Raw genomic sequence first — 12,283 nt, forward strand, 5'->3', positions numbered from 1 at the left:
CCTTTCCTACTCAATAAAGAGCGATTTCATATAAGCAATATTCTTATTTTTAATAATGTTTGACACTTTATATTGATGGTCAATTTCTGCATAAAGTTCCGCGAATAAATCGGAATAATGTGTGCGATGGTCTTGATCAATGAGAATCATGAGAATGAGTTGAACGTGATCATATTTCCACGGGATGGGTTTATCGAGAACACATACCACGATGGAGGGTCGATATACAGAACCTTCGATATTGTGAGGGATACAAACGAGGTTACCGACTTCAGTAGAACCAAGCACTTCGCGTTCTATAATTGATTCTTGACACGCTTTATCGATATAGCCAAGATTGAGGGCTTTCTGGCTCATCAATTCAAGAAGTTCTTGAGGTGTTTGCGTATCAGGATTTGCGATAAAAAGTTTTTCGTCGAATAAATCAGCGACCGAATGCGAATTTGAAGGATTGCCTTTAATATATCGCTTAATATGCGCGATATCTCGATCTGTAACAATTGCGGAAACGACAACTGTAGGAACCCCTAAATTACGATCGATGTGAACTGTGGAGATGAGTAAATCCACATCGTCCATATCGTTCTTATCAAGTTGATAAAGAGCACTGACTTTTTTAATTTCAAGTGCATCGCTAAACTGTGACTCCAATTTTGCTTTAAGCAACATAGCGGTACCGACTCCCGTAGTGCACACAACAATTGCGCGTGTTGTCTCACTCTTTTCGTCTTGTCGGGCTCGCTCGCGAGCACCGCAGAAATGAAGTGCGAGGAAACCAACTTCATCTAAATTGAATGCTATAGCGTTTGTTTTTAAAAAGTGAAACGCAAGAACCTTCGCAATTTGTATTTCGAATGGATAATTCTTCTCGATCTCATCCAACAATTCATTGCGAATTGAAAGTCCGAGTTCAATACGTTTTAGAGCGCTTTCTAAATGGGTCATCAATCCTTGTTTAAGAATTTCATCATGACGGAAATCACTACCGTAAATTCTATAAATGTCATCGAGGGCTTCATTGAGGATTTGTAAATTGCGATGAGACTCAGAGTTAATGTTATCAACATCTGTATGGAGTTTTTTCTGAGAACTTAAATGGATATAAATATTTATGATTTCACTTTTTGGAATTTTAAGGGTTAATGCCTCTTCCAGCATTCCCGCTAGGGCTTCAGCACATAAATAAGCATTTGAATCGGTATTAATTGATGTGGTTGTGTTACTTAGACCGAGCTTACCTTGTTCAATACGTGTTAAAGCAATTTCAATGTGAATCGAAAGATTCTTAAACCCAATGTCTGTAAGATGCAGTTGATACTTTTGAATGCATGTCACAATAATGCGTTCAATAATATCCATACGCGGTGTGTTTTGACCGATGATACGGTTGATATCAATGGTCGATTTTTCCAACACAAGGTAATCGTTAATGAGGCGACGAATGCTGTTTTCATCACCTGTTAGGACTAAACCACGTTTATAATCGTTTTCAAGGAAGATATGATATTCCCTTAGAATTCGTCTTACGCTGACCAGATCTCTTTTAAGTGTTGATAAACTTATAAATAAATTGTCGGCAAGGGCCTCTAATGTAAAATAAGTGCCATTCAAAGTTCCATTCGCAATTTTACGAATAATCCATTCAACCCGAGATTGTCTTACATTCGGTAATACGCTATTATCAAACTCATCGTTATAGAAATACGTTTTCCACATTTCGTTTTTGTATGAGTCGTCAATAAGATAGCCTTTACCGCGTAAGGAGGTGATTGCCATGCTGTGTTTTTTTAGGATGCTATCGATTGCTTGAACTTCCCGTTGAACCGTTTTGCTCGATATATTCAGTTCAGTTGCAATATCATCGCTGGTAATCGCATCATGTGCATTGATTATCAACAAAAGAATACTATTTTGTCTTTGTGTTAATTCCATCAACATCACCTCTCATTCATAGTTTACTTTATTCTATATAGTGTGCAGTTCGTGTTTGTCCTTTGTCAACAGACATGCATAATGGTGTAAGTCGGTTAGGTAACGACATAGCGAAAGGCGAGTTGGTAAGAATTCGAGAGGCCTTATGATATAATGACCAAAGAAGATTTAGTGGAGGAATGTTGTGAAGTTATTGATTGAAAAAAATAAGATGAGTATATTTGTGGTGTTGAATTTACTCTTAACGATAGGGATGAATTTAGGGCACCCTGTAACACCAACCCTTTTAAAGTCATTGGAGTTACCACCGCATGTTTTTGGCTTATCTTTTGCGGCAATGTGTCTTACCAACTTCATATTTGCGCTTGTTTGGTCAAATGTCGCAAATGGGATGAAGAAAACGCGTATTTTGATGATTTCATCAATTGGATACGCCATTGCTCAACTGCTATTTGGTTATGCATTAAATCGATACAGTATTTATTTTGCGAGATTACTCAGTGGTATTTTTGCAGGGGGATTCCAAGTTGGACTGATGAGTTATGTTGTGAATGAAGCACCTGAGGATCGTCAATCTCATTACATTACGATATCTTCGATTATTGTGAGTGTTGGTGCTGCCCTTGGTTTCTTTATTGGCGGTTATCTGGGTGATGTATCCGTACGCTTAACATTTGTAATTCAAGCGGTATTCCAAATTGTTTTAGGAATTATGTTTTATTTAATCTTAGGAAGTCATGAGAAAATTGAAGAAAAAATGGAATGGTCCATGATTCGCAACTCGAATCCGTTAAAAGTGCTTCAGTCTTCCCGTCATCTTATGAAGGATGTCGTCTTAATCTTATTGATTGTGACTTTCACATCTTCAGTTGGTACAACATTGTTTGATCAAAGTTTTAATTATTATATTAAAGATATTTTCAACTTCGTACCCAGCCAAAACGGGATTATTAAAGCAATTACGGGATTATTTGCGGTTGTATTGAATGTCGTTCTTATTCGACGTCGTAATCGTAAAAAACAAGGGGTGGAGCTTGGTCTTTTAAAAACAGTATTTATTGCGATGGGATCACTTGCAATCATTGTAAGTTTTAGCCAGACATCAAAACCTTTTGTTGGTTTTGCACTTGCGTGGTTTGGAATGTATACAGTAATGATTCCAATTCTTCAAAACTCAGTTATTTCGAATAAGCACAGTGTTGAGGAAGGAAATCAACTTGCCGGTCTTTATAACTCACTTTTAATGCTTGGGAAAATTTTCGGTGCATTACTAACAAGTTTAATTTATACGATTTCACCCTCATCAACCTTTATGTTTGCAGGCGTTATCTTTATCCTGTCATTTATAATTCTATTAAAACCAGAAAAAAGAATGAAATAATAAGAGGCATCGTTACACATACGATGCCTCTTATTACATTTTAAGAACACATTGATGCGTGGGTTCTATAATTATAGGTAATAGGAGGAATGAGTATGAAAAATATTGCGATCATTGGTGGCGGAAACGGCGCTCATGCTGCAGCCGCAGATTTAACGCTTAAAGGATTTTCGGTGAACTTAATTGAAGATGCACGATTTAAACATCATATGCAAACGGTTTTTGATTCGTTTCAAATTCACGTAACAGGGGTTTTGGATGGTATTGCGAATCTTAAATCTGTAACAACAGATTTACAAAAAGGTATCGAAGATGCGGAGATTATAATTGTTGCGGTACCAGCCTTTGCTCACAAAGATTACGCTTATCGCCTAGCACCATGCTTGAAGGAAGGTCAAACAGTCTTCATTGTTCCTGGTACATTTGGAAGTTTAATCTTTAAGAAAGCCATGGAAGATGTTGGTAATCAGGCGAATGTTGCCTTTGCAGAAGCTCATACGCTTCCTTATGCGACCCGAATTATCAAACCGGGACATGTCATGATTATGAGTCGCTTTAACCCACTTAAAGTAGGTGTATTACCGGCAAAAGAAACAATGCGAGTATGTCATTTATTGTCCGACCTTTATGATGGCATTCAACCTGTGGAAAGTGTTGTTGCCTGTGGATTAAACAGTTTGAATCCAGTTATTCATGTTCCAGGATGTATACTAAACGCTGGACGCATTGAAAAGGCACAAGGTGAATTCTACTTTTATACAGAAGGATTTACTTCGTGTGTTGTGCGTACAACAGAAACTTTGGATCAAGAACGCATCCATCTTCTAGAAGCTTTCGGATATGATTCTGAAACGGTTAATAAAGGAGTTGGAGGTCCAAATGCATCGGATGATCTTCATAAAGTAATTTCAGAAAATGAGAGTTTTGCATCGATTAAAGGACCTGCCGATGTGAAGGGAAGATATTATTCTGAAGATATTCCTTTTGGGTTAGCTACTTGGGCTAAATTAGCATCACATCTTCATATAGGAACACCAATTATGGATAGTTTAGTGACTTTGGGTTCTTCTATTTTGGAGAAGGATTGCTGGGCAATGGGACCAAGCATGGAAGATTTAGGTCTTAAGGATATGAATATCCAGCAAATTAAAGACGTTATACAGTAAAAGAGTCCAGTGTGAATGCACTGAACTCTTTTTATTTGAATAATGAACCGATTATATTTCCACCGGCGATAAATGTACCGATAGAACTAAACAGGGATGTGATTACAAAAATTAGTAAAATTCGTAAAACTTTATTTTTATACCACATTTTTGCATGTGTTGCGTGTTCGGATAAGGAATCAAAGTCTTCAAAGGTTGGTGGTCTTTGATACGCTTCCATGAGACCTGCAAACATGCCAACACCTAAAACAGGTGAAAGGGTTCCAATCCAAGCGGTAAGTGCGGTCGTGAGGATTGTAAGGGGGTGTGCTAGGCACAAGAGGGCACCTAAGACTGCAAGGCCACCACTTAGTGCAAACCAAACGATAAGGTCATTAAGCGCCATGTGTGGATTTTTAAGCGTGAGGGCAAAAAGTAAGGCGATGATAACGCCGGGCACAATCCATCCGGAAATATTAAACCGTTTTTTAGCGGGGATTTGATTCAAATCGTATAGTGAATGTTCGTGATTAAGAGACTCAATAAGACCTTCGGTATGTGCAGCACCCACCACGATTACGATTTCTTGCTCGGGAAGGGCCTTAATTTTTTCGGCCATATAGGCATTACGTTCATGTAAAAGGCTTTTGGAGATTGCAGGGAGTTTTTCATCCATCTCCCGAACTGCTTCAAACAACAAATCACTCTCTTTTAAATTTTCCACATCAGCCTCGGAAACATTATCATCTTCAAAGACACTAAAAAGAAGTGTGGAAAGAAGTGAGATTTTCTTAAAAAATGTGAGATTACCCCAAATACGCTTAAACGTTACTTGAACATCTCGATCAATATAATGGACTGAAGCATCAACATCTTTAGCACTCTCAATCGCCTGTCTCATCTCTTGTCCAACGGATGTATTGAGATCGTCAGCAAGTTTTTTCTGATAAGAAGAAAGAACCAAGGTGGCGATAAAGGCACCAACCCGTTTGGTTTTTATAATTTGTTTAATATCGATTTCTTTATACTTGTCAGATTCCATGAGATTTCGAGCACGATTATCATCCAATTCAATGCAAACGGCCTGTGGTTGTATTGTTTCAATTGCCTGTTGAACATCAAGAACAGATTGTTTAGATACGTGAGCAGTGGATACAAAATGCAGTGTTTTATCTTTAAATTTAATTGTCTTCATAGTATACCTCGTGTCATCATCATAACAAATTATAAATGCCACCCATAGTACCAAATCTAAATTTACGGTTAAACATTAAGATTACTTAAGAATATAATAAAAAAATGATATATTTTTTTCATTTCTTGTCGATTATAATCAATTCGAGGGGTGAGCACGATGTTAGACGCTAATCTAAAGAAAATACGATTAAAAAGAAAATTAACGCAGCGTGAGCTCGCGAAACGTGTAAATTACTCCCAACAAGCAGTCGCAAAGTGGGAAGTAGGTATTTCAAATCCCGATATTTCAAATCTCGTAAAGATATGTGAGGAATTGAATATTTCTGTTGAGTGCCTATTGTGTCAAAAACCAAAGCATATGCAAGAGTTTGATGAGTGGAGCTTACATTTAGCGTTTTATCATGTATTAAACTTATGCGCAACACATCACGAAATAGGTTTTAATATTCGCGAACTTGATGAGGAAAATAAAATTAGACTTATTAATGACCTGGTGATGTTCTTACGAAAAAAAGCACATTTAATCACAGACGAATGTAAATAAGCGGATGGATCGGACATTCGCTTATTTTATATAACAATGAAGATTATACATATTATTTCGATTTGTTTGAAATAATAGACACTCATATCATAAAAATCTTGACTTTTCGATTAAAGTTGGTAGAATAACTATGTTATCAATTAACCAAAGACAGTAACGGGGCAACCTTAATAACGTTACCGAGGTGAAAGTATAAAACTTTTGAACCTGTCTTTTGGATAGGTTTATTTTTTTTGGTTTAATTTGATTTCCGAGATCGAATGGAGGTGAATCATTTGCGTACAGAAATTTTAGAAAATAAAAAAGCTGTTGTTGCAGAGATTCAAGATAAAGTAATGAATGCCGGATCAACAGTTATTGTTGAGTACCGTGGACTAACCGTAGATCAAATGACTGAACTACGTCGTCAACTTCGTGCAGAAAACGTGGAATTTAAAGTTTATAAAAACTCAATGTTCCAACGCGCTGTCGAAGGCACAGACTTTGAAGGTTTAAAATCCGAATTAACAGGACCTAACGGTGTTGCGTTTGGAGAAGATGCTGTTGCGCCTGCTCGAGTATTAGCTAACTTCGCTAAGAAGAACAAAAAGTTAATCCTTAAAGCTGGTATCGTTGACGGTAACTTAGTAGACCAAGAAGAAATCAAAGAACTCTCAGCATTACCAAACCACGATGGCATGGTTGCTATGTTGGCTGGAATGCTCCAATCACCAATCCGAAGCTTTGCTTACGCTGTATCACAAGTTGCTGAACAACGTGCAGAAGGCGGAGAAGTTGTTGAAGAGGCAGCAGTTGCTGAAGAAGCACCTGTTGTAGAAGAAGTAAAAGAAGAAGCTACAGAAGCTTAATTAAATAGGAGGAAATATTAAGATGGCAAAATTAACATCAGAAGAACTAATCGCTTCCCTAAAGGAAATGACAATCTTAGAATTAAATGAATTAGTAAAAGCAATCGAAGAAGAATTCGGAGTTTCAGCAGCAGCACCAGTTGCAGTTGCAGCAGCAGCAGACGCTGGCGAAGAAGAAGGACCAAGTGAAGTTTCAGTAATCTTGAAAGAAATCTCAGGTTCAAAAGTTGGAGTTATCAAAGCATTACGCGACATCACAGGTTTAGGTATGATGGAAGCTAAAGCATTAGTTGACGGAGCACCAACAGCAATTAAAGAAAACATCAAACCAGCAGAAGCAGAAGAAATCAAAGCTAAACTTGTTGAAGCTGGCGCAGTTGTAGAAGTTAAATAATTAACACGTTAAGAAGGATATTCTGTGAGTCATTACTTTACAGACAATTCTAATTTGAATAAAAACCGGAGAGATATCCCTTTCCGGTTTTTAGACATTAGTTTTTCAGTTATCTCGGATGATGGGGTTTTCTCGAAAGATGGTCTCGATCGCGGTACCGAAGCACTACTCAAGGTTTGTGTGGATCAGCCCTTAAAAGGGAAGGTTGCTGACCTTGGATGTGGTATCGGGGTTGTTGGCGTTATACTTTCGCATTTCTTTAGTGATATTGAATTGACGGGCGTAGATGTTAATCCGCGTTCGGTTGAACTCGCCAATATAAACTATGAAAAATATAATGTGAATGGAATTAATAAAATTCAAGATGGATTGGATGGCTTGTATGACTTTGTAATCAGCAATCCACCGATTCGTGTTGGAAAAGAAAAAATGTATTCTTTATTTGATAATGCTTACGATGTTTTGAACAAAGATGGGATGTTTATCTTTGTGATTCGTAAGTCACATGGAGCAAAGTCTGCGCAAGCGAAATGTGAAGCATTATTTGGTAATTGCGAGTTATTGAAAAAAGAAAAGGGATATTACATCTATTGTGCCTCAAAGCGTTGACTGTAACCCACATTAGTGATAATATATATAATTGCATAATAGTGGATTTATGCGCGTTTTTTTGGTTGTTATAAAAAGTACAGGAAAGGATGGCATAAATGGAGAAAAACCAAGTATATAGTGTAAAGAAATTTGGTAATAAGGCTACCCGTCGTGATTATTCTCAAGTTAGTGGAACCTTAGAATTGCCTAATTTGGTAGAAATTCAAACGGATGCGTATGAATGGTTTAAAAACGAGGGACTCTTTGAAGTTTTTAACGAAATCTATCCTATTCAAAGCTATAATGAAAATGTAAAACTAAAGTTCATTGATTATTCTTTTGGTGAACCTAAATATAACGTAGACGAATGCCGATCACGCGAAGCAAACTATGCTGCGCCACTTCGAGCTACAATGCGTCTAGAAGTAATTAATAAACAAACTGGTGAAGTTATTGAAAAAGAAGAAGAGGTGTTCCTCGGTGATCTTCCTTTAATGACAGAAACAGGAACCTTTATTATTAATGGAGCGGAACGAGTTATTGTTTCGCAAATTGTGCGTTCTCCTGGAGCGTATTTTAAGTCTGAAAATGATGATAAAACAGGTCGTGACACGTTCATGTCCGAATTAATTCCAAGTCGTGGTACTTGGTTAGAATTTATGAGTGATGATCGTAAAGCGGCTAATGGTCGAGTTATTAACATGAAAGTTGACCGTAAGCGTACAATCGTTTCCACAATTCTTTTCAAGTCTTTTGGTTTAAGTCTTGATTTACAAGAAGGTGAAGATGCGTTTGATACACACTCATTTAAAACGTTCTTAAACGCTATGAATTTACCTGTTTATGATGAATGGGAAGAAATTGATAGCGAAAAACGTGAATTCTTAACTTTATATGCGTTACTCTATACAGCATTCTTTGGAAACTATCCTGAGATTGTTAACTCATTAGTATTAGATAAAACTGTTACGTTCGAAGATTCATTACGTGTAATGTATGAAAACCAACGTGCTGATGAAATTCCTACAACTGACGGTGCTATCAACTTGATGAACGCGAAGTTCTTAGATCCACGCCGTTATGACCTTAATAAAGCAGGTCGTTATAAAATTCATAAAAAACTCGAAGTTTACAACCGTGTAAATGGAACAGTTCTTACAAGTGATATTAAAGATATTAACGGTAATGTTGTTTTTGAAAAAGGAACTCACATTACACGCCGTGATGATGTCTTAAAATTACGTGAAGTATTACGCGAAGGCGGACATATGAACGTATTCCCACTTAAGAATATCTTCTCAGCACCTGATGTTCGTGATATTACAGTTGATGGTACGCTTCATTTAGTTGGACGTATTTTATCAAAAGATGTCGATGGTGATGATTTTGAGTTTGAACGCGGAACTGTTCTTACAGCAAGCGACATTGAAACCTTAAAAGGCGAAGATATTCAAATTTATACAGGTATTATGGCTAAAGAAGTCGTGATAACTAAAGATAACGTATGGGCAGTTCTTAACTACTCACAACGCTTATATACTGTTGGACGTATTCTTAATGCTTCTGGCGCAGATATGATGTCTGCAAAAGGTAATTTAGTTGCGGATCGTTTCACACCAAATTACAATGTACCGAAGATTAATAAAACAAATGAAAAATTGATTGTTGATTCATTAGAAGACGGACCTGTAACAATGTGGTTAGTTGGAGCAGCAATGCAAGAATTATTTGTTGCACAAGAAGATGATGAAACAGAAATTGTTAAGATTGTTGGTATTGATCCATTACTTGAAAAAACAACAATCGTAGCTTCAGATATCTATGCTACATATTCATATTTCTTAAACTTCATTGATGGTGTTGGTAATGAAGACGATATTGACCAATTAGGTAACCGTCGTATTCGTACTGTTGGAGAATTAATCCAAAATCAATTCCGTATTGGTTTAAGCCGTATGGAACGTGTTGTTAAGGAACGTATGTCAATCTCTTCAGATTCATCAAACTTAACACCGAAAAATCTTACAAACGTTCGTCCATTAACGGCAATGGTTAAAGAGTTCTTCTCTTCATCTCAATTGTCACAATTTATGGACCAATTGAACCCACTTGCAGAACTTACAAACAAACGTCGTATTTCAGCTTTAGGACCGGGTGGACTTACCCGTGACCGTGCTGGTTTCGAAGTTCGAGATGTTCATACATCACACTACGGTCGTATTTGTCCAATCGAAACACCTGAAGGACCGAATATCGGGTTGATTTCGAACTTAACTTCATATGGAAAAATTGACAAGTATGGATTTATTCAAACACCATACCGAATCGTTACTCCAGATGGAAAAGTTACTGAAGATATTATCTACTTATCTGCAGATGATGAATTTGAATATGTTATTGCGCAAGCGAACGAAGTTCAAGATCACAAACTTGTGAATGAAGAAGTTGTTGTTCGTTACCGTGGTGAAAATATTCTTGCACACCGCGATACGGTAGAACTTATTGACGTGAGTCCAAAACAAATCGTTTCTGTTGCGACCGCAGCGATTCCATTCTTGGAAAATGATGATGCTTCTCGTGCCCTCATGGGTGCCAACATGCAACGTCAAGCTGTTCCGCTTTTAAAACCGAATTCACCATTTGTTGGTACGGGTATTGAACACCGTATTGCGAAGGATTCAGGGAGTGCGGTAATTTGTCATGAAGACGGAATCGTTTCTTATGTTGATGCAAACCGCGTTATTGTAAACGGAGTATCAGGAAAAGAACGTACTTATTTACTACAAAAATTTAGACGATCAAACCAAGGAACATGTATTAACCAAAAACCTTTAGTGGCTCTTGGTGAAAAAGTTTCAAATGGTGACATCCTTGCGGATGGTCCATCCATGCAAAATGGTGAGCTTGCTCTTGGTCAAAACGTTACAGTCGCATTTATGACTTGGAACGGTTATAACTATGAAGATGCGATCATCATGAGTGAACGTCTTGTAAAAGAAGATGTTTATACATCAATTCATATTGAAGAATACACACTTGAAGTTCGTGAGACAAAACTTGGACCTGAAGAAATTACACGTGATATACCAAACGTGAGTGAAGTCGCATGTCGTCATCTTGACGCGCGCGGAATCGTTATGATTGGTGCCGAAGTAAAAGAAGGCGATATCCTTGTTGGTAAAGTTACACCTAAAGGACAAAGCGAAATTTCTCCGGAAGAAAAATTATTACTTGCAATCTTCGGTGAAAAATCACGTGAAGTACGTGATAACTCACTCAAAGTTCCACATGGTGGATCAGGTATCGTTCAAGATATCAAAATCTTTAGCCGCGCAGAAGGGCATGACTTGCCACCTGGAGTAAGTGAATCTGTTAAGGTTTACATCGTTCAAAAACGTAAAATCCATGAAGGTGACAAGATGGCTGGACGTCACGGTAATAAAGGGGTTATCTCTAAGATTCTTCCTGTAGAAGATATGCCATACATGGAAGATGGTACACCTGTTGATATTATGCTTAACCCTCTTGGGGTTCCAAGTCGTATGAACATTGGACAAATCTTAGAATTACACCTTGGTATTGCAGCGAAGAACTTAAATATTAAATTTGCTACAAGTGTTTTCGATGGTATTGAAACAGATGAACTATTCAATATCATGAAAGAAGGTAACGTTTCACCGGATGGTAAGATGGTACTTTATGATGGACAAACTGGTGAACGTTATGATGAACGTATTTCAGTAGGTGTTATGTACATGCTTAAGTTATCACATATGATTGATGATAAACTTCATGCGCGTGCAACAGGACCTTACTCACTTGTTACTCAACAACCACTTGGTGGTAAAGCACAAAATGGTGGACAAAGATTTGGAGAGATGGAAGTTTGGGCGCTCTATGCTTATGGAGCTGCAAACACACTTCAAGAAATCCTTACAATTAAGTCTGATGACGTTAATGGACGTACGAAAACTTATGCCGCTATTCAAAATGGTGAGGATATTCCAGAACCTGGAATTCCAGAATCATTCCGAGTACTTAAACATGAACTCCAAGCACTTGCACTTGATGTGAAATTCTTGGACGAAAACAAAGAAGAAATTAAAGAAAGTCTTGTAGATGGTGATGAAGAAGTTGCTTCAGCACCATCGCAAGATGTTCCGCAACCAGAAATTGTTGTGGAAATTGAAGAAACTAATGAGGTTGAATCACTAAACCTTGATGAGCAAGCGTAGAAGGAGGCGGTAATCT

At 37.5% G+C, this 12,283-nt stretch carries 9 protein-coding genes and 1 other annotated feature; of the genes, 7 read left to right on the top strand and 2 right to left on the bottom strand.

The window, feature by feature from the left end:
• Positions 1–6: 6 nt before the first annotated feature.
• Positions 7–1,932 (bottom strand): BglG family transcription antiterminator, encoded by a 1,926-nt coding sequence (locus tag NMG63_RS00770; RefSeq protein WP_254007140.1) that lies wholly within the window; start codon positions 1,930–1,932, stop codon positions 7–9.
• A 184-nt stretch (positions 1,933–2,116) separates the two neighbouring features.
• On the opposite strand from NMG63_RS00770, the gene NMG63_RS00775 reads away from it, so the two are divergent.
• Positions 2,117–3,313 carry an MFS transporter gene (locus NMG63_RS00775; protein ID WP_254007141.1) on the top strand — a complete coding sequence of 399 codons (1,197 nt, stop codon included), beginning with the start codon at positions 2,117–2,119 and terminating at the stop codon, positions 3,311–3,313.
• A gap of 95 nt (positions 3,314–3,408) precedes the next feature.
• Positions 3,409–4,479 (top strand): NAD/NADP octopine/nopaline dehydrogenase family protein, encoded by a 1,071-nt coding sequence (locus NMG63_RS00780; protein WP_254007142.1) that lies wholly within the window; start codon positions 3,409–3,411, stop codon positions 4,477–4,479.
• A 31-nt stretch (positions 4,480–4,510) separates the two neighbouring features.
• On the opposite strand, the gene NMG63_RS00785 is transcribed toward NMG63_RS00780, so the two are convergent.
• Positions 4,511–5,653, bottom strand: coding sequence for a TraB/GumN family protein (locus tag NMG63_RS00785; RefSeq protein ID WP_254007143.1), 1,143 nt, complete (start codon positions 5,651–5,653; stop codon positions 4,511–4,513).
• Between the two features lie 159 nt (positions 5,654–5,812).
• Between NMG63_RS00785 and NMG63_RS00790 the strand changes: the two genes are divergently transcribed.
• From NMG63_RS00790 to rpoB, 5 genes are all read left to right on the top strand, one after another.
• A complete protein-coding gene (locus tag NMG63_RS00790; RefSeq protein WP_254007144.1) occupies positions 5,813–6,199 on the top strand; it encodes a helix-turn-helix domain-containing protein in 387 nt (128 codons plus the stop codon).
• Positions 6,200–6,325: 126 nt separating this feature from the next.
• Positions 6,326–6,439: a sequence feature (ribosomal protein L10 leader region), on the top strand.
• A gap of 35 nt (positions 6,440–6,474) precedes the next feature.
• Entirely contained in the window at positions 6,475–7,047 is a 573-nt protein-coding gene (gene rplJ / locus NMG63_RS00795; RefSeq protein WP_123171976.1) for a 50S ribosomal protein L10, read from the top strand.
• 22 nt (positions 7,048–7,069) lie between these two features.
• Positions 7,070–7,441, top strand: a complete 372-nt coding sequence (gene rplL / locus NMG63_RS00800) for a 50S ribosomal protein L7/L12 (protein ID WP_003775867.1) — start codon at positions 7,070–7,072, stop codon at positions 7,439–7,441.
• A 24-nt stretch (positions 7,442–7,465) separates the two neighbouring features.
• Positions 7,466–8,050, top strand: a complete 585-nt coding sequence (locus NMG63_RS00805; protein WP_254007145.1) for a class I SAM-dependent methyltransferase — start codon at positions 7,466–7,468, stop codon at positions 8,048–8,050.
• Between the two features lie 98 nt (positions 8,051–8,148).
• Positions 8,149–12,267 (top strand): DNA-directed RNA polymerase subunit beta, encoded by a 4,119-nt coding sequence (gene rpoB / locus NMG63_RS00810; RefSeq protein WP_254007146.1) that lies wholly within the window; start codon positions 8,149–8,151, stop codon positions 12,265–12,267.
• Positions 12,268–12,283: the final 16 nt, after the last annotated feature.

Origin of the sequence: Erysipelothrix amsterdamensis (assembly GCF_940143175.1) — a bacterium.
Classification (GTDB): Bacteria; Bacillota_I; Bacilli_A; order Erysipelotrichales; family Erysipelotrichaceae; genus Erysipelothrix; species Erysipelothrix amsterdamensis.

Coding starts and splice junctions, on each gene's coding strand:
- NMG63_RS00770 (WP_254007140.1), bottom strand. CDS start 1,932: ATGGAATTAACACAAAGACAAAATAGTATTCTTTTGTTGATAATCAAT.
- NMG63_RS00780 (WP_254007142.1), top strand. CDS start 3,409: ATGAAAAATATTGCGATCATTGGTGGCGGAAACGGCGCTCATGCTGCA.
- NMG63_RS00785 (WP_254007143.1), bottom strand. CDS start 5,653: ATGAAGACAATTAAATTTAAAGATAAAACACTGCATTTTGTATCCACT.
- NMG63_RS00790 (WP_254007144.1), top strand. CDS start 5,813: ATGTTAGACGCTAATCTAAAGAAAATACGATTAAAAAGAAAATTAACG.
- rplL (WP_003775867.1), top strand. CDS start 7,070: ATGGCAAAATTAACATCAGAAGAACTAATCGCTTCCCTAAAGGAAATG.
- rpoB (WP_254007146.1), top strand. CDS start 8,149: ATGGAGAAAAACCAAGTATATAGTGTAAAGAAATTTGGTAATAAGGCT.